Consider the following 23,620-nt stretch of genomic DNA (forward strand, 5'->3'; position numbering starts at 1 on the left):
ATCGCCCGCACGGCGGGCGGCCCCTGAAGAGCACCGACCGCCTCGCCGGAACGCGGCCGCGCCGCGGTCTCAGCACATGCCGCCGTTGATCGAGATGATCTGGCCGGTGATGTAGCCCGCTTCGGGTCCGGCCAGAAAGGCGGCCAGCGCGGCAACCTCGTCCGGCGTGCCCGCCCGCCGCGCCGGCACCGATTGGGCGATCGCCTGGGCGTCGAAGACCGCATCGGCCATCGGCGAGCTGATGATGCCGGGGGCGATGGCGTTGACGGTCACGCCGCGTCCCGCGACCTCCAGCGACAAGGCCTTCGTCGCACTGTTCAGGGCCCCTTTGGCGGCCGCGTAATTGACCTGGCCCTTGTTGCCCATCAGCGCGGCGATGGACGAGATGTTGACGATCCGCCCCCAACGGGTTCTCAGCATCGGCAACAGCAGCGGCTTGGTGACATGAAAGAAGCCGTCGAGCGAGACGTCGATCACCCGATGCCACTGCGCCGACCGCATGGCCGGGAACACCGCGTCGTCGTGCACGCCCGCGTTGTTGATGACGATCTGCACCGGCCCGTCTTCCAGCATCTGCTCGCAGGCCGCCAGACTGCCGGCCTCGTCGCCGAGATCGAAGACGTGGCAGCGGGCCCGCCCGCCCGCCGCGCGAATCTCGTGCGCCAATTGCTCGATGGACTCGGGTCGCGAATGGGCATGCAGCAGCAGTTCTGCCCCGTCCTTCGCCAGGCGCCGCGCCATGGCCGCGCCCAGCGCGCCGCTGGCGCCGGTGATCAAGGCTCGTTTGCCGTTCAAGGTCATGGTGATGTCGGGGCGGCTCGCCCCAGCGGAGTGTTCAGGATCACCGTGGCCCGCCCTTCGGCGAGCCGCTCGCCGTCGCCGTCGGTGACGTCGAATTGATAGATCAGCTGCCGCTCGTCGCCGGCGAAGCGCCGGGCGCCGATGCGCAACGGGCCGGTCCGCTCGTCCAGCCGCCAGCAAGCCAGCTGCACGCCCCGCGCGCTGACCAGGAAGCCGGGCGTCGCGCCGTGCTCGGCACCGGCGGCGCGGGCCCGCAGCGCGCCGTGCAAGGCCATGGCCTGCGCCGCATACTCGATGGCGCAAGCGCTCGACAGGCCCGATCGCGTGCGCAGGGGATGGGCCGGATCACGATGCCCCGTGGCCCGGCAGACGATCTCGGCGTCCGACCACGCCAGCAGGCCGTCCAGCAGGCACATCGTGCCGCTGTGCGGAATCAGGCTCGCGATCTCCGCACGCCCCAGCAGCAGCGCGTCCGCCGCGGGCATCACGAGGCCGGCCCCGCGTCCAGTTCGACGGCCAGATGCAAGCCGTCAAAGCCTTCCAGCAGCAGCTTCGTGGACGCGCCGCGGGCCAGCGCCTGCAGCAGCGGCAATCCCTTCGCCGCGGGCACGGTGCGGCGCAAGGCCTCCAGGCCCGCCTGGTCGCAGACCGACAAGGCGTCGCCCGCGACGGCGGGTCTGGTTCGAAGGCGCAGCCGGGGTGTCGTCCCGTCGGCCACCGGGTCGCCGGACACGGCCGTCAACAACAAGGCCATGCCGAACAGGTCGGGAAGCGGCCTCAACGCGGCGAGCGGCTCCGGATAGGGCAGGTCGGAGGCGACCAGCAAGACCGGCCCCTGGCGACTCACGCTCTGGACCACCGCTTCCAGCAGACCGGCGGCCAAGCTGGCGTCGTACCCGCACAGGCTGGTGGACGGCGCCCGCGATTGCGTGGCGATGTGCCAATAGCCCGCCGTGGCGTTGTGGACCGAATTGGTGAAACGCGTCGGCGACACGACGCGGTCCGGCGCCGCCAGCGCCTCGCACAAGCTGTGGCAATTGGCCGTGTCCCCGCTCGACGAGGTGAACACCGTGGCCACTTGCCGCAGATCGACCGCCGGGACGGCCATCGCGCAGGCCTGGTCCGCCACCGCCAGAGACAGCCTGACCATCGCGCCGCTGCGCCGCCGCTCGGCCGGCGGCAGACGGGCCGGCGCCGGCAGCACCACCGGTGCGTTCGCCCAGTTCGCCGGTCCGCGCAACGACAGCCGGCCCTGCACCCAGTCCGGCAATCCCGGGCCCAACACCCCGACGCCCAGCACCCGCACGGCCAGCGCCTCGTCCCCGCTCACGATGCGGCTCCGAAAATGAGGCAGGCATTCGAGCCCCCGAAGCCGAAGGAATTGCTCGCCACCACGCGCAGGGGCGCGTCCTGGTTGCGGCGCAGATAGGCCGCCTGCAAGCTCGGATCCTGCGCCTGCAGCGTCACGCCGCCCGGCATGAAGCCGTGCTGCATCGCCAGCATCGCGATGCCCGCCTCGAGCGCGCCGGCCGCGCCCAGCGTGTGGCCGGTCGCGCCCTTGGTCGAACTGCACGGCCGCTGGCCGAACACCGCCACCACCGCCCGGTCTTCCGCGGCGTCGTTGCTGGGCGTTGCCGTCCCGTGCAGATTGACATAGTCGACCTGATCGGCGGTGAGTCCCGCCTGGTCCAGCGCCTCGCGCATGGCCTGCATGGCGCCGGCGCCCTCGGGATGCGGGCTGCTCATGTGGTGGCCGTCGCTGCTTTCGCCGGCACCCAGCAACCAGGCCAGCGGCGCCGCGGCGTCGCGTTCCAGCAAGGCGAACGCGGCGGCCTCGCCCAGGGACAGACCGTTGCGCGCGATGTCCCAGGGGCGGCAGACCTCGGCCGACAGCAACTCCAGCGACTTGAAGCCGTACAGCGTCGTGAGGCACAGGCTGTCGACACCGCCGACCACCGCCGCATCGATCACCCCGAGCGACAGCATGCGGGCCGCCGCACCGAACACCTTGGCCCCGGAGGAACAGGCGGTCGAGATGGCGACGACCGGGCCGGCCAGCGCCAGCGCCTGCCGGACAAAGCACGCCACCGACGCGACGTTGTGCGTCTGGCCGTAATGCAGCGAGGCCGGCAGCGCTCCCGTGTTCGCATCACGGTGGCGGTAGGCCTGCTCGGTCTGCAGGATGCCGGAGGTGCTGGTGCCGACGAACACCCCCACGCGATGGGCACCATGGCGCTCGGCGGCCTGGCGCACGGCCGCCGCAAAGCCATCGGCTTGCAGGCCCAGCCAGGCCAGCCGGTTGTTGCGGCAATCGAAGTCCGCCAGCGCGGCCGGCAGAACCACCTCGTCCACCCCCTCGACCAGGCCCAGGCAGCTGTCGATCTCGGCGGTTTCGAAACGCTGCCGGCGCAATCCCGTCCGACCCGCCCGCAGCGCCGTCAGCGTGGCCTGTCGGCCGCTTCCCAACGCACTGGTCACGGTGTGGGTGACCACGGCGCACGCGGGCCGCGCCAGACCGTCGCGCAGGGCGGATCGCGTCATGTCCCCGACTCGCCGGTTCCGAGCGCCGCACGGGCCGCCGCCATCGGGACGGGCAAGGCGTCGCACAGGCGCACCGCGCGCAGCCCGGCGGCACGGCAGCGCGCCAGCAGCGCGGGCAGGACCGCCAGGATCACCGCGTGCCCGTCGGGTGTGCGCCCTGCATGGCCGTCGTGCAACAGAAGAATGTCGCCCGCCGCCAGACGGCGGCACAGGCGCGCCAGCACCGGGCGGGGATCGCCGTGCCGGGTGTCGAAGCCACGCCGCGTCCAGCTGACCAGGGTCAGGCCCTGGCGGTGAAGCACCGGGTCCAGGAAGCAGTTTCGAAAGCCGGCCGGTGCCCGGAAGAAGGCGGGACGGCCCCCCGTCACCTGCTCGATCGCGCGCTGGGACCGGCTCACTTCGGCCTCGTAGCCACGCGGCCCGAGCAGCGAGAAGCTGTGGCGATGATGGAAGGAATGGTTCTGGACATCGTGCCCGCGCGCCAGCATCTGGCGCACCAACTCGGGATGCCGAACGACGCGCTCGCCGATGCAGAAAAAGGTGGCGCGAACCCCGGCGGCCTCCAGCAGATCGAGCACCCTGGGCGTCACCTCCGGATCGGGACCGTCGTCGATCGTCAGCGCGATCTCGCCGCGCCGCACCGAGGCCGGCGGCAGGCGCACCACATTGACCCCGAGCCAGCCGCTGCGCGGCCACAGCGTCGCGCCCGTCAGCGCGAGATGGTTCAGCAGCACCGCGGCCAGCGCCCAGGCGGCCCGTTCAGGCTGAAGCATCCACGCCGCGGCCGCCAGCCCATGACAGGCCAGCGTGGCCCTCAGCAGGGGCGGCATCTGCCAAGCCGACGAACCTGACGAGGGATGATCTGCGGTGAACGACATGGTCTGGCGGAGGCAGGCCGACCCGCGGTCTGCAGGGGGACATCGGCCTCAACGTGGGAGGCCGATTTTCACACACCGGGGCGCGCGTTCCGGGGGCCGACAAAGGCGGCGGCCAGCCACAGCGACAGCAGCGCGCCGGGGGCGACCACGCGGCCGATCGCCGACAGCGCGGGGATGCCCGAGCAGGCGATCAGGCCGAACGAGGTGACGGTGGTCAGGTTGGCCAGCATCAGCGACGCCAAGGTGTCTTCGTCCGGCGGCCCGCCGCGCGCGTGGTCGAAGAACAAGGCGTAGTTCGAGCCCACCGCGACCACCAGCAGCAGTCCCACCAGGTGCAGCACGCCCGGCGCGACGTGCATCACGGCCAACGCCCCCAGGCACAGGATCACGGCCAGCATCAACGGCAGGCAGACCGCCAGCACCCGCCGCCAGGAGCGCAGCCACAGCGCCAGCAAGGCCACCACCGCCAGCGCGCCCAGCAAGGCCTGGATCCTGGCGCTCGACAGATAGCGGGCGTACAGCTCGTCGAGCTGGCGCCTGAGGTCCAGCACCTGGGCGCCGGGAACGTCCTGCACCAGGCGTCCGAGCGCGGGCTCGTCCAGCGGGTGGCCGCTGGCCGGGTACAGGGGCAGCAGCGCGGTCACGCCGCCCGCCCGCAGATCGGCCAGCAGCAACCCATTCACCAGCGGCGCCAGCGGCGTGCCCTGCAGATCGGCACGGGTCAGCAGCGGCGCCTGACGCTGGCGCGCCACGTCGTCGAGGAACGGGGTGAGCGACGACGCCGCCAACGGGCTGCCTCGGGCGGCTTCGGTCAGCCGCTCGGCCAGGACCTGGCGCGTGGGCAGGCTGTCGCGCCGGGCCGCCTGCGTGGCCTGACTGGGCAGCCAGCGCGACGGCGTGTCGTAGCCGCCGAGACGCCCGACATCGACCCAGCGGTCGAGCCGGGCGGCGACGGCTTCGGCCCCTTGCAGTGCGGCCTCGGCATCGGCACCGTGCACCAGGACCAGGCTGCCCCCGTCGCTGGCCGAGAGATCGGCACGCAGCTGGGCATCCAGCGCCATCGCGGCGGCGGGCACCGGACTGAGCGATGCCAGGTCGCCGCGCCACAGCGACGCGGGTGAGCACCCCAGGTAGACCAGCGTCGCCGCCGCCAGGCCCAGCGCCAGCCCGCGCGCCTTCGGCAGCGATGCGAGCGCACGGCCGCTAACCCGGGCCAGCCGAGCCCGCAGCCCCCCGCCGGGGGCGCCGTCCGGCATCAGGCGCGGCAGCACGAAGCGCGCGGTCAACGCCGCGGCCACCAGACCGGACATCGAAAACACGCCGAGCTGCGCCAGGCCGGGGAAGTCCGACAAGGTCAGCGCGGCGAATCCGCACAGCGAAGTCAGCAGGCCCAGCCGCACGGTCGGCCAGCTGCCGCGCCGCCAGCGTTGCCAGCCGTGCCCCGGCAGATCGCCTGCCAGGGCCCCGGCCCGCGCCTGGATCAGGTAGTAGATCGCGTAATCGACCGCCTCGCCGATCATCGTGCTGCCGAAGCCCAGGGTCATGCCATGCACGCTGCCGAAGGCCAGGCTGACCGCCGCGATGCCGGCGAGCACGCCCGCCGCCACCGGCAAGGCAGCGACCACCAGGGCCCGCAGCGAGGCGAACGACAGCCACAGCAGCAGCCCCATCGCCACCCCGCCGGCCGCGCTCAGAAAGCGCACTTCGCGCTCGATCCGGGCCCGGCTGGCGACCGCGAAGACCGGCCCCCCGCTCCATTGCAGGCGCAGCCCCGGCAGCGCCAGCGCCTTGAACTCGGCCTGGATGCGCGTCAACGCGATCGCCTGGGCATCCAGATCCGAACCGGCCGCTCGCGTGCCGAGCAGCAGCACCGCCCGGGGCGCCTGGCGCGAGACCCACACCCCCTGCTCGCTGCGCGGAGCCTGGGCGGGGATCAGGCTCTCGGCGATGCGCCGGGTCTCGCCGGTCGGGTCGCGGCTCAGCAGCGGCTTGATGCCGGCGCCTTCCGGTGTCCCCAGCAAGGCCAGGGTGTCGTCGATCGCGCTGCGCAGGCCCTCGACCGTGAACCGCGACGGCGTGACCGCCGGGCTGAGCTCATAGCGGTGCGCCACCAGCCACGCGCCCACGTCCTGCCAGGTGTCGCGCTCGCCGTTCTGCACCTGCTCGAACAAGCCGCTGGCGCGCAGCGCACGGGCCAGCCCGCGCGAGGCTTGTGCGCGCTGCTCGGCCGTGCCGCCGACGATCCCCAGCAGCACGGTGCGGGCCGGCAGGCCGCTGCGGATCTGCTCGACCAGCAGCCGCTGTTCCGGGTTCGGGCTGGCCGGCAGAAAGGCCGACATGTCGGCGGTGAAGCGCGTGTGCGCGATCACGCCGCCGCACACCGCCAACGCGGCCAGCCACAACCCCAGCACCCAGGCGTTGGCGCCGCCGGCCAGCCGAGCCATCAGGCCGGTCACTGCGCAGGACGCTCCGCGATGGGTTCGATCACCATCTGCGAGCGGTCGCCGTCCGCCATCATCACCTCGACGCTGCGCACTTCACCGCGCTGCCCGCCGATATTGATCGCCCGCACCTGGCCGGCCAGTTGTGGATCCAGCGGCGCCATGCGCACTTCCCACCGTGCCAGGGTGCCGCTCACCTGCGGCTGGAAATGGCGCTCCAGCGCCGCGCCGTCCCCGGTCAGCGTGCCGCGCACCGCGTCGACCACCGCCGCCATCTCGGGCACCGAATCCAGCGCCATGCGGCGGCTGCGGCCGTCGCGGGTCAGCGTCACGGTGTTGCCGTCGACGCTCATCGCTTCGGCGCGCGGCGCCTCGGTCACACGGGTGAAGCGATCCGGCGCCGCAAAGCTCAGCGTGCCGCTGGCCCGCAGCGGCCGGACCAGGCCCTGCACGAAGCGCTGCTCGACAAAACGGGCCTCGCCCGCGCGCGTCTGCGCCAGCAGGCCCATCACCTCGGACAGTTCCAAGGCCTGGGCCGTCGTGGCCAGCGCCATCCAGGCCGATGCCACCAGCCAGGCCTTAGGCGCGATCTTCATCCCAGAAATCATGGAAGTTGAACCAGTTGTAGGGCGACTCGCGGCACAGGGCCTCCAGCCGCGTGGCATAGGCCTGCACGGCCGACTGGAGGCGGCGTTCGCGTTCAGCCGGATCGGCGATCCGCTCGCTGAAGTCGGCCAGCGGCTCAAACAGAACCCGGTACGAATGGCCGCCATTGTAGAGACCGGCCATGAAGATCACCGGCCGCCGCAGCAGCTGCGCGAGGCGGAACGGCCCGTCGCTGAACCGCGCCTCGACGCCGAGAAACGGCACGCTGACACGGCTGTCGCGCTCGGTACTGCCGGGCAGCGTGCGATCGGCCAGCACGCCGACCAGCCCGCCGCTGTCCAGCCAGTCGCGAATTTCCAGCATCGATCCGCGCCGCCCCAGCGCGATGATGTGAACCGGTACGCCCGGCGCGATCGCGTCGAGCGTCGCGCCGATCAAGCGCGCATTGTCGGGATACATCACCATCGCGATGCGCTGCCCCGGCACCTGCCGGCCGGCCGCGCTCAAGGCCTCGAAGCTGCCCAGGTGGGCCCCGACCAGAAACGCTCCTTGCCCGCTCGACAGGCTGGCGCGAAGGTGCTGGCTCCCGCTCACGTCCAGGTCGAAGCGGCCCGCGCCATCCCTCAGGAAATAGACCCGGTCCAGCACGGTCGACGCGAACCGGTGGACATGGCGCCAGCGGTCCTGCCACGTGACGCGGCGGCCCAGCGCACGCTGCAGGAAGCGGCCCGACTGGCGGCGCGGCCCCGGCGCGAAGGCCAGGAAGTACAGCGTGATCGGCACCAGCACGGCGCGCGCCGCGCGGCGACCGCAGCGGACCGCGATCCAGCTCATCAAGCGCAGCGCGAAGCGATTGCTGCGCTCGGTGGCGCGGCTCCAATCGCTGCCTGCGGGCGCGGAAGGCCGGTCGAGAGTCATGGCGCCGGCGCGGCGCGAAGCTGCCCGCGGGCGGCCACGGCGCCGGCGTGCAGGACCTCGAAGTCCGCGCCTGCCGTCCGCGGCGTCAGGACGACGGTCAGCTCGATTGCGGCGCCAGCGTCGGGCCGGACCGGCGTCAGGAACTTGACGTTCTCGACCCGGGGCCGTGGCCCCAACAGCGCCGCCAGCGACGGCAGGTCCTGCGCCGCCTCCAGCACCTCGGCCAGCAGGCACACGCCCGGCAGCACCGGCTGGCCCGGGAAATGGCCGGCCAGGGCCGGGTGAGGCAGCCGCAGCGCCCTCGGAATCCGAGATTCGGAGCCGCTCATGCCGCCCCCGGCGATGGCGCGGCAGCGCTCTGCAGATGGGCCTGTGCAAAGGCGCGCAAGGCCTGTGTCGTCAGCTTGCCGGTGGCCTCGCGCGGCAGCGCTGACACCCGGACCAGCTTGCGCGGCACGAAGGCAGGCTCCAGCAGTTGGCGCAAGGCCAGGGTGATCTGGCGCACGGTCAGCTCGGGCGCGACCACGAAGGCCACCGGCCGCACGATCCCTTCGACGATCTCGTCGGGCATCCAGAAACAGCCGTCCTGAACGCCCGGGATGCGGTTGAGCTGGAAATTCAGGTGGGCCAGCGAGCTGCGCTTGCCGGCCACATGGATCAGGTCGTTGGCGCGCCCCAGGAGGCGGAAGCGGCGATCGTCCTGCAACTCCAGGATGTCGGCCAGCGCGGTCGGCTCGGCCACGTGCCCACCTTCGACCCAGAAGGCTTCCTGCCCGTCCTGGACCTGGCGGCCGAGGCGGAGTTCGCCCAAGGTCTGCCAGATCTCGCCGGCGCAGGTGCGGCGGCTGGCCACCTGGCCGGCCTCGGTGCAGCCATAGATCTCGATCAGCACGCCGCCGAACGCCGCCTCGGCCTGCTGCGCCATCTGGGGCGACAGCGGCGCCGTGGCGCTCAGCACCAGGTCCACCGGCGGCAGCGCGACGCCCGAGCTCAGCAGCGCTTTCAGGTGGAACGGCGTGGTGATCAAGGCGCGCGGTCGCGGCACGTTGGCCAGCGCCGCCGCCACGTCGGCCGGGTAAAAGGGGCGACCGCTGTCCATCGCCGCCCCGCCCAGCAGCGCGAGCAGCACGCTCGATTCAAAACCGTAGCTGTGCTGCGGCGGCACGGTCGCGACCAGGGTCACGCCGTTCAGATCGCGACGCCCCAGGCTGTCGGCCAGGCGCCGGGCCTCGGCCTCGATATTCCGGACCAGGTCACCCCAGCGCTTGGCGTGGGGCTGCGGCACGCCGGTCGAACCCGAGGTCAGCAAACAGGCGGCCGGAAAATCCGCCGCGATCGCGGGCACCTCCAGGCACCCGCCTGGATCGCCGTCGTCGTCGCCCAGGTCATCGATCACCTTGACCGGCCAGTCGCCGGCGACCGTCGTCGACGCGTCCGCCAGCACGAACAGCGTAGCGCCCTGCCCGGCCAGCAAGGCCAGGGTCTGCGGCAAGGCATTGGGCGGCAACAGGCACGGCAGGCCACGCCACCAGGCCGCCGCCAGCGCCACCGCGAACAGGTAGCGATCGCCGCACAGGTTGACCACCCGGCCCTGCGAGGGCAGTTCGGCCGCCAGCGCGCAGACCTGCGCCAGGAAGCGTCGCGCACTGACCGGGCGGCCGGCACGCCAGGCCAGCGGGGCGTCGGGATCGCGCGGAGCCAGCAGCGGCAGGGACGCGTTCATCGCGCCGGCGCCGCCGCAGGCTGGCGAAACGCCCGCATCGCGGCCGCAATGCTCACCCGTTCGAACTCGGGATGCAGGCGATAGCGCAACCTGTGCTCAGCCAGCAGCAACGCCGTCATCGCCAGCGGCGTCGCCAGGTTGGCGAAGGCCGACCAGCCCGCCCACGGCGCCCACCGGTACAGACCCAGCGACAGCGTCGCCATCAGCAGGAAATACGTCACCCACGCCTTCGTGACCTGGCGCGTGTAGGCCCGCATGGTCGGCGTCAGCTCCCCACCGTGCAGCCGCAGCGCCAGCTCGGTGATCGTCGAGACGGCCCCCGGCCGCAGCGACGAAGCGAAGGTCCAGCCCAACACCAGGTGCACTCCCACGTGCTGAAGCAGATAGAGGCGGTGGACGTTGCCGACGCCGCCCCGTACCGCGATCCCGATGATGAGCGCCCACCCGGCGACGGTCAGCGCGACGGTCAGCCACTGCCGCCGCGCCAGCGCCACGGCGCCGGTCATCGAGATCAGCGGCCCGAGCAGCACCACGATGGCCCACGGCGACGCCGCTTGCCTCAACATCAGCCATTGGGACAGCACGGCATAGCCGATCACCGCCAGAGCCGAGGCCGCCAGGCGCCACATGCCTGCCACCGCGGCTCAGCGGGTACGGTGGGTCGCCACGTGGACGGCCAGCGTGCGCAGCGACTGAAAGATCTGGTGGTTCTTCTCGTCGTCGGAGCGCAGCTCGAAGCCGTAGCGGCGGGACACCTCGAGCGCCAGCTCGAGAATGTCGATCGAGTCCAGGCCCATCTCGTCCCCATACAGAGGTGCCGCAGGATCGATCTCGTCGGCCGACAATTCCAGATTCAACGCGCTGATGCACAGCGCTGCCAGCTCGCGCTCCAGCGGTTCAAGATCGGATGGAGCCGCGGCATTCTGATTCGCGGTATGGAGTTCGGTGGACACGTATTCCCCTGTCGGACGCCCGTCTTTGTGAGCTTTCCATTCTACCGGGCAGCCCCCCGGCTCAGCGCTTTTGCAACTTGGCGAAGGCCGCGGCCATCGCGCTCTGGCCGCCCGCCGCCGCCGGGGCGCCACCCGCGCGTGGGCCGGACGGGCGCTCGCCGCGCGCCGCCGGCCGATAGGTGTTGTCGCCCCCCTGGCCCTTGGCCGGCAGCGCGGCATCGAGCTTCATCGTCAACGAAATGCGCTTGCGCGCCAGGTCGACCTCCAGCACCTTGACCTTCACCACGTCGCCGGTCTTCACCACTTCGCGGGCATCGTTGACGAACTTGTTCGACAGCTGGCTGACGTGGACCAGGCCATCCTGGTGCACCCCCAGGTCGATGAACGCACCGAACTGCGCGACGTTGCTGACCGTGCCTTCCAGGGTCATGCCGGGCTGCAAGTCCTTGATGTCGGCGACATCGTCGTTGAAGCGCGCCACCTTGAAGTCGGGACGCGGGTCGCGGCCGGGCTTTTCCAGCTCGGCCAGGATGTCCTTGACCGTGATGGCGCCGAACCTGCCGTCGGCAAAGGCCTCGGGCCGCAGCTTGCGGATCACGTCCGCATGGCCGATCAGTTCGTGCATCGGCCGGCCGACGCTGGCGATGATCTTCTCGACCACCGGATAGGTCTCGGGGTGCACGCCCGACAGGTCCAGCGGGTTGTCGCCGTCGCGGATGCGCAGGAAGCCCGCCGCCTGCTCGAAGGTCTTGGCACCCAGGCCGGCCACGTCCAGCAACTGCTTGCGGTTGCGGAAGGCGCCGTTGGCATCGCGCCAGCGCACCACCGCCGCGGCCACCGCGTTCGACAGGCCGGAAACCCGCGCCAGCAGCGGCGCCGAGGCGGTGTTCAGGTCCACGCCGACCGAGTTCACGCAGTCTTCCACCACCGTGTCCAGCGTGCGGGCCAGCTCGCTCTGGTTCACGTCGTGCTGGTATTGGCCCACGCCGATGCTCTTGGGATCGATCTTCACCAGCTCGGCCAGCGGATCCTGCAGGCGGCGCGCGATCGAGACGGCGCCGCGCAGGCTCACGTCCAGCTCGGGCAATTCCTTGCTGGCGAACTCGCTGGCCGAATACACCGACGCCCCGGCCTCGCTCACCACCACTTTCTCGATGTGGGTGCCGGGGGCCAACTGTTGTATCCGCTTGATCAGGTCGCCCGCCAGCTTGTCGGTCTCGCGGCTGGCGGTGCCGTTGCCGATCGCGATCAGGTTCACGCCATGCGTGGCCGCCAGGCGACCCAGCGTGTGGAGCGAGCCCTCCCAGTCGCAGCGTGGCTCGTGCGGGTAGACGGTGGCGGTGTCCAGCACCTTGCCGGTGTCGCTGACCACGGCCACCTTGACCCCCGTGCGGATGCCGGGGTCCAGCCCCATCACCACGCGCTTGCCGGCCGGCGCGGCCAGCAGCAGGTCGCGCAGGTTCTCGCTGAAGACCTTGATCGCCACTTTCTCGGCCTCTTCGCGCAGGCGGCCGAAGAGGTCGCGCTCCAGGCTCATGCTGAGCTTGACCTTCCAGGTCCAGGCGATGGTCTTGCGGATCAGCTCGTCGCCGGCGCGAACCGGCACCCCCACGCTTGCGGCGCTCGGTGCCCCCCGGGGGGGCTGGGCATGAACTGGCGAAGCCAGCTTCACGCCCGCATGGCGCCAGCCCAGGTGGCTGGCGATGCGGCCTTCGGCCAGCGTGGGTTGGCCGGGCACGATCTCTTCGTCCAGCACCAGCTTGGCGTCGAGGATTTCCTGCGTGCGGCCGCGGAACACCGCCAGCGCGCGGTGGCTGGGCACGGTGCGGATGGGCTCGTCGTAGTCGAAGTAGTCGCGGAACTTGGAGACGTCGGCGTTGTTGACGTCCTTGCCGTCCATCAGCTTGGAACGCAGCAGGCCCTCGGCCCACAGCCATTCGCGCAGCTTGCCCACCAGCAGCGCATCTTCGGCCCAGCGCTCGCTGAGCAGGTCGCGCACGCCGTCCAGCAGCGCGTGGGCATCGGCGAAGCCCAGCTCGCCCAGCTTGGCGAAGCCACCCTCGACGCTGGCGGCAAAAGCCTGGGCCGTCGCGATCGGGTCCAGCGTGGGGTCGGCGAAGAGCCGGTCGGCCAGCGGCTCCAGCCCGGCTTCCCGGGCGATCATGCCCTTAGTGCGGCGCTTGGGCTTGTAGGGCAGGTAGAGGTCTTCCAGTTCCTGCTTGGTGGGCGCGGCATCCAGCAGCGCGCGCAGCTCGGGGGTGAGCTTGCCTTGTTCATCGATGCTCTTGATCACCGCGGCGCGGCGGTCCTCCAGCTCGCGCAGATAGACCAGGCGGGCTTCCAGATCGCGCAGCTGGGTGTCGTCCAGGCCCTCGGTGGCTTCCTTGCGGTAACGGGCGATGAAGGGCACGGTGGCGCCTCCATCGAGCAGCGCGACCGCTGCGTTGACCTGGGCCGGCCGAACCTGGAGTTCGGCCGCGATTTGCAGAAGGATCTTGTCCAGCACGTGTGAGCAGAGTGAGTTGCCGTGAAGAGCGCGGGAGTGTGCCAGAAGTGGCCTCCCGTCCTCCCGGCCGCCGGATCAGCCGCGCAGTTGCTCGCGCAGCCGGATGCCCAGTTCCGGCCGCTCCTTGAACGGATCGGTGGGGTTGCGCAGCATCAGGATGTCCTCCATGCGCACCTGCACCCCGCCCAGCGCATGCGGGTGGCTGAAGATGTAGAAGCGGCGCGCGGCCATGGCGTCGAACACCTTCTGCGCCACTTCGGCCGCGCTGACCTTGCCGCTGGTCACCGCCTTGTCGCTCATCGCCTGCGCGATCAACTGGCTCTTGGTGGCCTGGCCGGCCTCGTCCTTCATGTCCGCCGGCCGGTTGCGCTCGCTCTGATGGATGCCGGTGGGCACGAAATAAGGGCACAGCACGCTGGCGCTGATCTGGTCGGTGACCAGCGACAAATCCTGGTACAGCGTCTCGCTCAGGCTGACCACGGCGTGCTTGGTGACGTTGTAGACCCCCATGTTGGGTGCGTTCAGCACCCCGGCCATCGACGCGGTGTTGACGATGTGGCCTTCGTAGTCCGGGTCGGCCCGGGCCGCGGCCAGCATCATCGGCGTGAACACGCGCACCCCGTGGGCCACGCCCATCAGGTTGACGCCGACGACCCAGTCCCAATCCTTGCGGCTGTGCTCCCAGATCAGCCCGCCCGCGCCGACGCCCGCGTTGTTGAACACCACGTGCGGCGCACCGAAACGCTGCTCGGTGGCCACCGCGAGGGCCTCGATCTGTTCGGGCTTGGAGACGTCCAGCCGATACGGCAGTACCTTGGCGCCGAGCGCCGACATCTCGGCGGCGGCCCGATCCAGCGCGTCGGCCTGCACGTCGGCCATCACCAGGTTCATGCCTTCGCGCGCGGCGATGCGCGAGGTTTCCAGGCCGAAGCCCGAGGCGGCGCCGGTGATCACGGCCGTGCGGCCTTTGAAGGTTTTCATGGGGTGTCTCTCAGGGTGGGGGGCGATGGCGCGGCGGCGCCGGGCTGCCGGACCATTTGCAGGTGGGGAATCTGGTCCTCGAGGTAGATCTCCGAACGGGGTTCGAAGCCGAAACTGCCGTAGAAGGCGGCCAGATGGGCCTGGGCGCTGATGCGGATGGCCTGGCCGGGAAACTCCGCCTCGCAGCGCCGCACGCCTTCGCCGACCAGCCGGGCGCCCAGGCCCTGGCCGCGCAACGCGGCGTGGCTGACCACGCGGCCGATCGACGGCTCGGGATACTTGATCCCGGGGTCGACCAGACGCAGGTACAGCACCAGGTCGCCGGCTGCCAGCTCGCCATGCGGCCGGGCCAGCCGCCCCAGCAAATGCCAGCTCTGCCGGTCCATGCCGTCGGGGTCCAGGTAAGGCCCCTGCTCCAGGATGAACACGCGCGCGCGCAACTGCAACGCGTCGTACAAATCGTTCAGCGACAGGTCGTCAAACCTGCACCAGGTCCAGTGAACGTCCATGCTCGGTCGGCGTCGTGGCGCGGCAGCGACGCTGCGGCGCCGCGCGCGCACCTCAGTCGATCAGCTTGACCAGCTGCTTGCCGAAGTTCCTGCCCTTGAGCAGCCCCAGAAAGGCCTCCGGGGCGCTGGCGATGCCCTGTGCGACCGTCTCGCGGTACTTGAGTCGGCCGGTGGCCACCATCGTGCCCAGCTCCTTCAGCGCCTCGGGCCACACCTCCATGTGCTCGCTGACGATGAAGCCTTCGAGCTTCATGCGGTTGACCAGGATCAGCGACGGGTTGGTCATCGGAATCGGTGCACCGTTGTAGCCCGAGATCATTCCGCAGAACGCGATGCGGCTGAAGGCATTGCAGCGCAGCATCACGGCGTCGAGGATCATGCCGCCGACGTTCTCGAAGTAGCCGTCGATGCCGTCGGGACAGGCGTCCTTCAAGGCCTTGGACAGCGACTTCAGATCCGGATGCTGCTTGTAGTCGATGCAGGCGTCGAAGCCGAGCTCGTCCACCACCTGGGCGCACTTCTCGGGGCCGCCGGCCAGGCCCACCACCCGGCAGCCGCGCGCCTTGGCCAGTTGCCCGACGACCCCGCCCACGGCCCCGCTGGCGGCGCTCACCACCACGGTCTCGCCGGCCTTGGGGTTGATGATCTTGACCAGGCCGTACCAGCCGGTGACGCCGGGCATGCCCACCGCGCCCAGGTAGGCCGACAGCGGCACCCGGGTGGTGTCGACCTTTTGCAGCGCGCCGCGCTGGCCGGCCGACACGCGCTGGTAGTCCTGCCAGCCGCCCATGCCGACCACCTTGTCGCCGGGCTTGAAGGCATCGTTGCGGCTTTCGACGACCTCGCCCACCGTGCCGCCGATCATCACTTCGTTCAACGGCTGCGGCTGGGCGTAGCTCTTGCTGTCGTTCATGCGCCCGCGCATGTACGGGTCGAGGCTGAGGTAGTGGTTGCGCACCAGCACCTCGCCGTCCTGCAGCGGGGCGACCGGGGTCTCGACCAGCTTGAAGTTGTCGGGGGTGGGCTCGCCTTCCGGACGCGAGGCCAGCAGGATTTGGCGGTTGATCAGGCTCATGGTGGGCAGGCTTTCAGGAGGAGGTGCCGGGCGCCGTGGCGTCCGCGCGTTGCAGGGCCTTGAGGGCGCGGCCCCTGGAGGGCAGCGCCCGCAGGTACTTGAAGGTGCCCGTGGCGTGGGCGCAGATCTGGTCGTCGCTGTTCAGCACCTTGGCCTCGCAGAAGGCCATCGTGGCGGTGCGGTGCAGCAGAACGCCCAGCGCGCGCAGGCGGCCCTCGCCGGGCCGAAGAAAACTGGTCTTCATCTCGATGGTCGCGCAGCCCGGCCCGTCGAGGTGCTGGCTGCGCGCCGCCATGGCCATGACGACGTCGAGCATGGTCATCAGCACACCGCCGTGGGCCACCTCCCAGGAGTTCATGTGGGCGTCGTCCAGATCCAGCCTGAGCTCGGCGTGGCCGCCGGCACAGGCGTGCAATTCCAGGCCCAGTGTCTCGATGAACGGGATGCGGACCGGAAACGCCAGGGTGGGCTTCTTGGTGTTCATGGCGTCATCATGCCTCGCTCGACGCGGTGCTGAACGCCCGGTCGCCGGCTGCGGCGGACACCGTCACGCGCCGTGGACGGCGCTCACGCCGCCGTCCACCGCCAGGATCTGGCCGGTGATGTGCTTGCCGGCGTCGGACGCGAACAGCAGCGCGGCGCCCTTCAGGTCGTCGTCGTCGCCGATGCGGCGCAGCGGCGCGTGGGCGGCCATGGTGTCGGCGCCCAGCTTGTCGAGCAGGCCCTTGGTCATCTTGCTGGGGAAGAAACCCGGCGCCAACGCGTTGACGGTGATGCCGTACGCGCCCCACTCGCCGGCCAGCGCGCGCGTGAAGTTGACCACCGCCCCCTTGCTGGTGTTGTAGGCGATGGTCTTCATGGTGCTGGGATTGCCGCTCAGGCCGGCGATCGACGCCACGTTGATGATGCGACCGTGGCGGCGCTGGATCATGCCGGCACGGGCCACCGCCTGGCTGATGACGAACAGGCTGCGGACGTTCAGGTTCATCACCTTGTCCCAGGCTTCCAGCGGGTGGTCTTCGGCCGGCGCGCCCCAGGTGGCGCCGGCGTTGTTGACCAGGATGTCGATCTGCCCCAGGCGTTGCAACGCGTCGTCCACCATGCGCCGGGCGTCGTCGGGCTGGCTGGCGTCCGCCGCCACCCAGCGGGTATCGATCCCCCTGGCCTGCAGGTCGGCCGCGGCTTCCTCCAGATCAGCCGCCTTGCGCGAGCACAGCAGGATCCTGGCACCGGCCTCGCCCAAGGCTTCGGCGATCTGCAGGCCCAGGCCGCGCGAGCCGCCGGTGACCAGCGCGGTGCGGCCGCTCAGGTCGAAAAGTTTCTGGATCGGGGTGCTCATGGCGTTGCGTCTCCTTCAAAAATCGTCCTTCACCTCCGAACCCGGGTCGCAGCCCACAGGGCCTGGGGGCCGGGTTCAGAACCACGCGTCGTTCATCTCGCGGCAGACCGCCTCGCGCCGGCTCACCACGCCCAGCCAGGCGCCGATCTTGGGCAGTTCGTAGGCATGGAAGTAGCGCAGCGCGGCCAGCAGGCCGGCGTGGCGGTCGCGCTCGTCGTCGCTGCGCGCCGGGGTGGAGTGCACGGCCAGGCCCAGCTCCAGCCAGATCCAGGCCAGCACCACATGGCCGAACGCCTGCAGGTAGGGCGTCGCGTTCGCCAGGGCCTCCTCGGGCACGCCGGTGGACCAGGCGGCCCGGGTCGCTGCGCCCAGCGCTTGCAGGGCGGCGTCCAGACCGGCAGCGTGCTCGGCCAGGCCGCTCACCGGCCTGGCGCGGCGGATGCTGTCGTCGATGCGGGCCGCCAGGAGTTGGAGGCCGGCCCCGCCCTGCATCACCACCTTGCGTCCCAGCAGGTCCAGCGCCTGGATGCCGTGCGTGCCTTCGTGGATCATGTTCAGCCGGTTGTCGCGCCAGTACTGCTCCACCGGGAAGTCGCGCGTGTAGCCATAGCCGCCATGCACCTGGATCGCCAGGCTGTTGGCCTCCAGGCACCACTCGCTGGGCCAGCTCTTGGCGATCGGCGTCAACACCTCCAGCAGCAGGCCGGCTTCCTTCGCGGCATCGGGCGGGCCGGTGCGGGCCTCGTCCACCAGGCGGGCGCAATACAGTTCCAGTGCCAGCGCGCCCTCGCTGTAGGCCTTCTGCGCCAGCAGCATGCGCTTGACATCGGCGTGCTCGATGATGGGAACCTGCGGCTTTGCGGCGTCCTTGCCGCCCTCGGCCATCGGCCGGCCCTGAGGCCGCTGCCGGGCGTAGGCCAGTGAGGCCTCGTAACCCGCCATGCCCAGCATGGCGGCGGCCATGCCGACGTTGATGCGGGCCTCGTTCATCATGTGGAACATGCAGCGCAGTCCGTCGCCGGGCTGGCCCACGCGGTAGCCGATGGCCCCCGCGGCACCGCCGGGCTGGTGCTTGCCCTCGCCGAAGTTCAGCAGCGTGTTGGTGGTGCCACGCCAGCCGCACTTGTGGTTCAACCCGGCCAGCACCACGTCGTTACGCTGGCCGGTCAACCGGCCCTGCTCGTCCACCAGGTGCTTGGGCACGACGAACAGCGAGATGCCCTTGACGCCGGGTACCGGCTTGCCGTCGGGCCCCGGAATCTTGGCCAGCACCAAGTGCACGATGTTCTCGGTCAACTCGTGCTCGCCAGCGCTGATCCACATCTTGTGGCCGGTGAGGCGGTAGCGCGGACCCAGCGGGTCGGCCTCGTACGCCGCGCCATCGGGAACGGCCCGGGTCGCCACGTCCGACAGGCTGGAGCCGGCCTGCGGCTCCGACAGGCACATCGTGCCCGACCACCGGCCGCTGAATTCGTTGAGCGCGAACACGCGCCGCTGCAGCTCGGTGCCGTGCACCATCAGCAAATTGGCATTGCCGGTGGTCAGCATGCCAGCGCCGATGCTCACCGAGGCCTTGGCGAAGAAGCCGTTGGCCGCCGCCTCCACCGTGTAGGGCAATTGCATGCCACCGATCTCGTAGCTCTGCGCGGCGCTGAGCATGCCACTCTCGGCATAGGCCTTCCAGGCGTCGTGGGTGGCCTGGGGCAGAGACACCTTCTCGCCGTCGAAGCGCGGCTCTTCCACGTCCACCAGGCGGTTGAACGGCGCGTACTTGTCGCGCGCCATCCGTTCGCAGGTGTCCAGCACCTGGGCGAAGGTCTCAGGGCTGTGGTCGGCAAAGCGCTCGCGCTCGGTGAGCGCAGCCACCTTCAGCCAGTCATTCAGCAGGAAGTCGACGATCGGACGCATGTGCCCTCCGTATCAAGCGGCAGAAAGCGCACCTCAGGCGGCGCTGGCGGGCGACAGCGCCATCGTGGCGAGAGCGGCGGTCATCAGCATGACCGTCCCTCCCTCCACCGAGCCTGCACCCGCCTCGGCGATCCTGCCCTGCGACATCACAGGACCTCGAACACGCCGGCCGCGCCCATGCCGCCGCCGATGCACATCGTGACGCAGACGCGCTTGGCGCCGCGGCGCTTGCCTTCGATCAGCGCGTGGCCGGTCAGGCGTTGGCCCGACACGCCGTAGGGGTGCCCGACCGCGATGGCCCCGCCGTTGACGTTGAGCCGGTCCATCGGGATGCCCAGGGTGTCGGCGCAGTACAGCACCTGCACGGCGAAGGCCTCGTTCAACTCCCACAGGTCGATGTCCTGCACCGTCAGGCCCAGCTTCTTGAGCACCTTGGGCACGGCGAACACCGGTCCGATGCCCATCTCGTCGGGCTCGCAGCCGGCCACGGCAAAGCCCAGGAAACGACCGAGCGGCTTGAGGCCCTTTTGCTGGGCGTAGGTGTCGCTGACCACCACGCAGGCGCCGGCCCCGTCGCTGAACTGGCTGGCATTGCCGGCCGAGACCACCCCGCCCGGGAGCGCGGTGCGGATGCCGCGCACGGCTTCAATGGTGGTTCCCGGGCGGATGCCCTCGTCAGCGCTGATGGTGACTTCCTTGGTGCGCAGGCCCATCACCTTGTCGACCACGCCGGCGGTGGTGGTGACCGCGACCATCTCGTCGTTGAACTTGCCGGCCTCCTGCGCGGCACAAGCCTTTTGCTGGCTGGCGGCGCCGTACGCGTCCATGCGCTCCTTGTCGATCTGGTAGCGCTTGGCCACGTTCTCGGCCGTCTGCAGCATGTTCCAGTAGATCTCGGGTTTGTGGGCCTTGAGCCAACTGTCTTGCAGCATGTGGGTGTTCATCTCCTGCTGCACGCAGGAGATGCTTTCCACGCCCCCGGCCACGAACACATCGCCCTCGCCCGCGATGATGCGTTGCGAGGCCATCGCGATGGTCTGCAGCCCGCTGGAGCAGAAACGGTTGATGGTCATGCCGCTGACGCTGATGGGCAGACCGGCGCGCAGCGCGATCTGCCGCGCGATGTTGGCGCCGGTGGCGCCCTCGGGGTTGGCGCAGCCCATCAGCACGTCCTCGACCGCACCGGGGTCGATGCCCGCGCGCTCGACGGCGGCCTTGACGGCGACGCCGCCCAGCGTGGCGCCATGGGTCATGTTGAAGGCGCCCTTCCAGCTCTTGGCGAGCGGCGTGCGTGCGGTGGAAACGATGACGGCGTTGCTCATGAGGAAACTCCTTCGGGCAGCAAGATTCGGTGTTCGGTGCGGGGCCCCGTCCAGCGACAGCCGCGGAACCGGCTGTGCCGGGCCGCTCGCCGCACCCCGGTGAGGCGCGACGGCACAGCCGCTGCGACGGGGGTCAGGTTCTTCAGCTGAAGCTCTTGCCTTCGGCCGCCAGCTTCGCCAGCAGCGGCGCCGGCTGCCAGAACTCGGCGTCGTCCAGCGGGTTGGCGGCGAAGCGCTTCATGGTCTGCACCACGTTGTACAGGCCCACGGTGTCGGCATAGCACATCGGACCGCCGCGGTGCAGCGGGAAGCCGTAGCCGGTGAGATAGACCATGTCCACGTCGGAGGCGCGCTGGGCAATGCCCTCCTCCAGCAGCCGCGCGGCTTCGTTGACCAGCGCGTAGACCAAGCGATGCACGATCTCGTCGTCGCCGATCTGGCGCGGGGTGATGCCCAGCGCCTTGCGGTGGTCGACGATCATCTGCTCGACCACGGCGCTGGGAATCGCGTCGCGCTTGCCCTTGACGTAGTCGTACCAGCCGGCGCCGGTCTTCTGCCCGAAGCGGCCCATCTCGCACAGCAGGTCGGCGGTCTTGGAGTAGCGCAGGTTCGGCTTCTCGACGTAGCGGCGCTTGCGGATGTACCAGCCCACGTCGTTGCCGGCCAGGTCGCCCATGCGGAACGGGCCCATCGCGAAGCCGAACTTCTCGACCGCCTTGTCCACCTGGGCCGGCGTGCAGCCCTCCTCCAGCAGGAAGCCGGCCTGGCGGCTGTACTGCTCGATCATGCGGTTGCCGATGAAGCCGTCGCAGACGCCCGAGACCACGCAGGTCTTCCTGATCTTCTTGCCCAGCTGCATCACGGTGGCCAGCACGTCCTTGGCGGTGGCGGCGCCGCGCACCACCTCCAGCAGCTTCATCACGTTGGCCGGGCTGAAGAAGTGGGTGCCGATGACATCCTGCGGGCGCCGGGTAAACGCGGCGATCTTGTTGACATCCAGCGTCGAGGTGTTGGTCGCCAGGATCGCGCCGGGCTTCATCACGCGGTCGAGCTGCTCGAACACGGCCTTCTTGACCTCCAGGTCCTCGAACACGGCCTCGATCACCATGTCGGCGTCGCCGATCGCGTCGTAGCTCAGCGTGGTGCTCAGCAGCGCCATGCGCTCGGCCAGCTTTTCGGGCTTGAGCTTGCCCTTCTTCACCTGGGCCTCGTAGTTGCCGCGGATGGTGGCCAGGCCGCGGTCCAGTGCTTCCTGCTTCATCTCCAGCATCACCACCGGCACGCCGGCATTCAGGAAGTTCATCGCGATGCCGCCACCCATGGTGCCGGCGCCGATCACCGCCACCTTGTTCACCGGGCGCACCGGCGTGTCTTCGGGCACGTCGGCGATCTTGCTGGCCGCGCGCTCGGCGAAGAACGCATGCCGCAGCGCCTTGCACTCGGGGGTGAACATCAGCGCGGTGAAGATCTCGCGCTCGAACACCATGCCGGCGTCGAACTTCATGCTCACCGAGGCTTCCACCGCGTCCACGCACTTGGCCGGCGCCGGGAAGTTCTTGGCCATGGCCTTGACCGTGTTGCGGGCGAACTGGAAGTAGCCGTCGGCGTTCTCGTGGCGGACCTTCAGGTCGCGCACCAGCGGCAGCGGGCGATGGCCGGCCACCTCCTTGGCGAACGCGATGGCGGCGTCCAGCAGATCGCCTTCGGTCACCAGTTTGTCGAACAGCTTCTGGCCCGGCAGGCCGGCCAGCACCTCGCTCTTGACCGGATCGCCGCTGACGATCATGTTCAGCGCGGTCTCCACGCCCAGCACCCGCGGCAGGCGCTGGGTGCCGCCCGCGCCGGGGATCAGGCCGATCTTCACCTCGGGCAGGGCCACGCTGCAGCCCGGCGCGGCGACACGGTAGTGGCAGCCCAGGGCGAGCTCCAGGCCTCCGCCCATGCAGACGCTGTGCACCGCCGCGACGACCGGCTTGCTGCACAGTTCGCAGGCCCGGATCAGGTCGAGCAGGTTCGGCGCCGCGGTGGCCTTGGGCGAACCGAATTCCTTGATGTCGGCACCGCCCGAGAAGGCCTTGCCGGCGCCGGTCAGCACGATCGCCAGGACCGAGGCGTCCGATTGGGCCTGGTCGAGGCCCTCGGCAATGGCACGCCGGGTGTCGTAGCCCAGGCCGTTGACCGGCGGGTTGTTCAGCGTGATGACGGCAACGCTGCCGCGCACTTCGTAGCTGGCACTCATGGGGTGAAGTCCTTGGTTGGGGCGGTGGACGAAAAAAGCACGATCGTTCGATTCTAAGAAGATTGCAAGCCCCCAGCCTGTCCCTGCGGCGACAACCCGTCCTCAGGGAAAACACCAGGACCCCATCCCGGCGCGCCCGGTCTGCGCCCACCGGGCGCCCTCGATGCGCCCGGCAGGCTCAGACCTCGAGCCACTCCTTGCGGACGTCCGCCTGGTGTCGCAAGTCGGCGGGCGTGCCTTCGAACACGATGCTGCCGTGGCCCATCACCAGGCAGCGCTCGGACACTTCCAGAGCGATCGTCAGCTTCTGCTCGACGAGCAGCACCGAAATGCCGCGGCGCTTGAGCTCGCGCAGGTATTGGCCGACCTGCTCGACGATCTTGGGGGCCAGGCCCTCGGTGGGCTCGTCGATCATGATCAGGTCAGGATCGCCCATCAAGGTCCGGCACAGCGTCAGCATCTGCTGCTCGCCGCCCGACAGCACCCCGGCCTCGACGTTCTGGCGCTCCTGCAGGCGCGGGAACATCCGGTACATGTCGTCAAAGCTCCAGCGCGGCTTGCGACCGGACCGCTTCTGTCCCAGCATCAGGTTCTGGTGGACGGTCAGCCGCGGAAAGATGTCTCGGTTCTCGGGCACATAGCCCAGGCCCAGATGCGCGATCTCGAAGGCCTTGCGGCCGATCAGTTCCTGCCCTCGAAAGCGTGCCGAGCCGCTGGCCTGGACCAGGCCCATCAAGGCCTTGACCGTGGTCGAGCGGCCCGACCCGTTGCGCCCCAGCAGGCTGACGATCTCGCCCTCGCCGACCTGCATCGACACGCCGTGCAGCACGTGGCTCTTGCCGTAATAGGCGTGCAGGTCATCCAGCACCAGCATCGGGGC

The 23,620-nt window shown here is 70.2% G+C and carries 22 protein-coding genes; all 22 read right to left on the reverse strand.

What is annotated here, in order from left to right:
- Positions 1–69 precede the first annotated feature (69 nt).
- The 22 genes from fabG to AC0N04_RS15380 all read right to left on the reverse strand — a co-directional run bounded on the left by fabG (position 70) and on the right by AC0N04_RS15380 (position 23,614).
- Positions 70–801: a 3-oxoacyl-ACP reductase FabG gene (gene fabG, locus AC0N04_RS15275; protein WP_474283119.1), complete on the reverse strand. Its 732-nt coding sequence runs from the start codon at positions 799–801 to the stop codon at positions 70–72.
- The gene (locus tag AC0N04_RS15280) at positions 798–1,286 is read right to left on the reverse strand and encodes a hotdog family protein (RefSeq protein ID WP_474283121.1); all 489 of its coding nucleotides are present in this window, start codon (positions 1,284–1,286) and stop codon (positions 798–800) included. Before AC0N04_RS15280 ends, fabG begins: the two co-directional genes overlap by 4 nt.
- Positions 1,286–2,131: a beta-ketoacyl synthase chain length factor gene (locus AC0N04_RS15285; protein ID WP_474283122.1), complete on the reverse strand. Its 846-nt coding sequence runs from the start codon at positions 2,129–2,131 to the stop codon at positions 1,286–1,288. The genes AC0N04_RS15280 and AC0N04_RS15285 overlap by 1 nt, the downstream gene beginning before the upstream one ends.
- Entirely contained in the window at positions 2,128–3,342 is a 1,215-nt protein-coding gene (locus AC0N04_RS15290; protein WP_474283124.1) for a beta-ketoacyl-[acyl-carrier-protein] synthase family protein, read from the reverse strand. Before AC0N04_RS15290 ends, AC0N04_RS15285 begins: the two co-directional genes overlap by 4 nt.
- Positions 3,339–4,220, reverse strand: coding sequence for a polysaccharide deacetylase family protein (locus AC0N04_RS15295; RefSeq protein WP_474283125.1), 882 nt, complete (start codon positions 4,218–4,220; stop codon positions 3,339–3,341). The genes AC0N04_RS15290 and AC0N04_RS15295 overlap by 4 nt, the downstream gene beginning before the upstream one ends.
- Before the next feature lie 68 nt (positions 4,221–4,288).
- Positions 4,289–6,676 carry an MMPL family transporter gene (locus AC0N04_RS15300; protein WP_474283126.1) on the reverse strand — a complete coding sequence of 796 codons (2,388 nt, stop codon included), beginning with the start codon at positions 6,674–6,676 and terminating at the stop codon, positions 4,289–4,291.
- On the reverse strand, positions 6,673–7,257 hold the full coding sequence (locus AC0N04_RS15305; RefSeq protein ID WP_474283127.1) for a LolA-related protein: 585 nt from the start codon (positions 7,255–7,257) through the stop codon (positions 6,673–6,675). The genes AC0N04_RS15300 and AC0N04_RS15305 overlap by 4 nt, the downstream gene beginning before the upstream one ends.
- On the reverse strand, positions 7,241–8,185 hold the full coding sequence (locus tag AC0N04_RS15310; protein ID WP_474283128.1) for an LpxL/LpxP family acyltransferase: 945 nt from the start codon (positions 8,183–8,185) through the stop codon (positions 7,241–7,243). The genes AC0N04_RS15305 and AC0N04_RS15310 overlap by 17 nt, the downstream gene beginning before the upstream one ends.
- Positions 8,182–8,514 carry an ApeI family dehydratase gene (locus AC0N04_RS15315; protein WP_474283129.1) on the reverse strand — a complete coding sequence of 111 codons (333 nt, stop codon included), beginning with the start codon at positions 8,512–8,514 and terminating at the stop codon, positions 8,182–8,184. Before AC0N04_RS15315 ends, AC0N04_RS15310 begins: the two co-directional genes overlap by 4 nt.
- The gene (locus AC0N04_RS15320) at positions 8,511–9,908 is read right to left on the reverse strand and encodes an AMP-binding protein (protein ID WP_474283130.1); all 1,398 of its coding nucleotides are present in this window, start codon (positions 9,906–9,908) and stop codon (positions 8,511–8,513) included. The genes AC0N04_RS15315 and AC0N04_RS15320 overlap by 4 nt, the downstream gene beginning before the upstream one ends.
- Positions 9,905–10,546: a COG4648 family protein gene (locus AC0N04_RS15325; protein WP_474283131.1), complete on the reverse strand. Its 642-nt coding sequence runs from the start codon at positions 10,544–10,546 to the stop codon at positions 9,905–9,907. The genes AC0N04_RS15320 and AC0N04_RS15325 overlap by 4 nt, the downstream gene beginning before the upstream one ends.
- 6 nt (positions 10,547–10,552) lie before the next feature.
- Complete coding sequence (locus AC0N04_RS15330; RefSeq protein WP_474283132.1) at positions 10,553–10,861, reverse strand: phosphopantetheine-binding protein; 309 nt, start codon at positions 10,859–10,861, stop codon at positions 10,553–10,555.
- A 61-nt stretch (positions 10,862–10,922) separates the two neighbouring features.
- Entirely contained in the window at positions 10,923–13,364 is a 2,442-nt protein-coding gene (locus AC0N04_RS15335; protein ID WP_474283302.1) for a Tex family protein, read from the reverse strand.
- 78 nt (positions 13,365–13,442) lie between these two features.
- Positions 13,443–14,348: an SDR family oxidoreductase gene (locus tag AC0N04_RS15340; protein WP_474283133.1), complete on the reverse strand. Its 906-nt coding sequence runs from the start codon at positions 14,346–14,348 to the stop codon at positions 13,443–13,445.
- Positions 14,345–14,857: a GNAT family N-acetyltransferase gene (locus AC0N04_RS15345; RefSeq protein WP_474283134.1), complete on the reverse strand. Its 513-nt coding sequence runs from the start codon at positions 14,855–14,857 to the stop codon at positions 14,345–14,347. Before AC0N04_RS15345 ends, AC0N04_RS15340 begins: the two co-directional genes overlap by 4 nt.
- Before the next feature lie 52 nt (positions 14,858–14,909).
- Positions 14,910–15,932 (reverse strand): NADP-dependent oxidoreductase, encoded by a 1,023-nt coding sequence (locus AC0N04_RS15350; RefSeq protein WP_474283135.1) that lies wholly within the window; start codon positions 15,930–15,932, stop codon positions 14,910–14,912.
- A 13-nt stretch (positions 15,933–15,945) separates the two neighbouring features.
- Complete coding sequence (locus AC0N04_RS15355; protein ID WP_474283303.1) at positions 15,946–16,377, reverse strand: PaaI family thioesterase; 432 nt, start codon at positions 16,375–16,377, stop codon at positions 15,946–15,948.
- A 102-nt stretch (positions 16,378–16,479) separates the two neighbouring features.
- Positions 16,480–17,271, reverse strand: coding sequence for an SDR family oxidoreductase (locus AC0N04_RS15360; protein WP_474283136.1), 792 nt, complete (start codon positions 17,269–17,271; stop codon positions 16,480–16,482).
- Between the two features lie 75 nt (positions 17,272–17,346).
- On the reverse strand, positions 17,347–19,179 hold the full coding sequence (locus AC0N04_RS15365) for an acyl-CoA dehydrogenase (RefSeq protein ID WP_474283137.1): 1,833 nt from the start codon (positions 19,177–19,179) through the stop codon (positions 17,347–17,349).
- A 146-nt stretch (positions 19,180–19,325) separates the two neighbouring features.
- Positions 19,326–20,501: an acetyl-CoA C-acyltransferase gene (locus AC0N04_RS15370; RefSeq protein ID WP_474283138.1), complete on the reverse strand. Its 1,176-nt coding sequence runs from the start codon at positions 20,499–20,501 to the stop codon at positions 19,326–19,328.
- Between the two features lie 142 nt (positions 20,502–20,643).
- Positions 20,644–22,740 (reverse strand): 3-hydroxyacyl-CoA dehydrogenase NAD-binding domain-containing protein, encoded by a 2,097-nt coding sequence (locus AC0N04_RS15375; RefSeq protein ID WP_474283139.1) that lies wholly within the window; start codon positions 22,738–22,740, stop codon positions 20,644–20,646.
- 178 nt (positions 22,741–22,918) lie between these two features.
- The gene (locus tag AC0N04_RS15380) at positions 22,919–23,614 is read right to left on the reverse strand and encodes an ABC transporter ATP-binding protein (protein WP_474283304.1); all 696 of its coding nucleotides are present in this window, start codon (positions 23,612–23,614) and stop codon (positions 22,919–22,921) included.
- Positions 23,615–23,620 lie beyond the last annotated feature (6 nt).

It is taken from the genome of Ideonella sp. sgz306126 (assembly GCF_056032705.1).

Excerpts from the sequence above, each read along its gene's own strand:
- AC0N04_RS15375 (WP_474283139.1), bottom strand. The coding sequence starts at position 22,740 with ATGAGTGCCAGCTACGAAGTGCGCGGCAGCGTTGCCGTCATCACGCTG.
- AC0N04_RS15370 (WP_474283138.1), bottom strand. The coding sequence starts at position 20,501 with ATGAGCAACGCCGTCATCGTTTCCACCGCACGCACGCCGCTCGCCAAG.
- AC0N04_RS15365 (WP_474283137.1), bottom strand. The coding sequence starts at position 19,179 with ATGCGTCCGATCGTCGACTTCCTGCTGAATGACTGGCTGAAGGTGGCT.
- AC0N04_RS15315 (WP_474283129.1), bottom strand. The coding sequence starts at position 8,514 with ATGAGCGGCTCCGAATCTCGGATTCCGAGGGCGCTGCGGCTGCCTCAC.
- AC0N04_RS15310 (WP_474283128.1), bottom strand. The coding sequence starts at position 8,185 with ATGACTCTCGACCGGCCTTCCGCGCCCGCAGGCAGCGATTGGAGCCGC.
- AC0N04_RS15360 (WP_474283136.1), bottom strand. The coding sequence starts at position 17,271 with ATGAGCACCCCGATCCAGAAACTTTTCGACCTGAGCGGCCGCACCGCG.
- AC0N04_RS15290 (WP_474283124.1), bottom strand. The coding sequence starts at position 3,342 with ATGACGCGATCCGCCCTGCGCGACGGTCTGGCGCGGCCCGCGTGCGCC.
- AC0N04_RS15340 (WP_474283133.1), bottom strand. The coding sequence starts at position 14,348 with ATGAAAACCTTCAAAGGCCGCACGGCCGTGATCACCGGCGCCGCCTCG.
- AC0N04_RS15305 (WP_474283127.1), bottom strand. The coding sequence starts at position 7,257 with ATGAAGATCGCGCCTAAGGCCTGGCTGGTGGCATCGGCCTGGATGGCG.
- AC0N04_RS15350 (WP_474283135.1), bottom strand. The coding sequence starts at position 15,932 with ATGAGCCTGATCAACCGCCAAATCCTGCTGGCCTCGCGTCCGGAAGGC.
- AC0N04_RS15295 (WP_474283125.1), bottom strand. The coding sequence starts at position 4,220 with ATGTCGTTCACCGCAGATCATCCCTCGTCAGGTTCGTCGGCTTGGCAG.
- AC0N04_RS15345 (WP_474283134.1), bottom strand. The coding sequence starts at position 14,857 with ATGGACGTTCACTGGACCTGGTGCAGGTTTGACGACCTGTCGCTGAAC.
- AC0N04_RS15380 (WP_474283304.1), bottom strand. The coding sequence starts at position 23,614 with ATGCTGGTGCTGGATGACCTGCACGCCTATTACGGCAAGAGCCACGTG.
- fabG (WP_474283119.1), bottom strand. The coding sequence starts at position 801 with ATGACCTTGAACGGCAAACGAGCCTTGATCACCGGCGCCAGCGGCGCG.
- AC0N04_RS15320 (WP_474283130.1), bottom strand. The coding sequence starts at position 9,908 with ATGAACGCGTCCCTGCCGCTGCTGGCTCCGCGCGATCCCGACGCCCCG.
- AC0N04_RS15280 (WP_474283121.1), bottom strand. The coding sequence starts at position 1,286 with ATGCCCGCGGCGGACGCGCTGCTGCTGGGGCGTGCGGAGATCGCGAGC.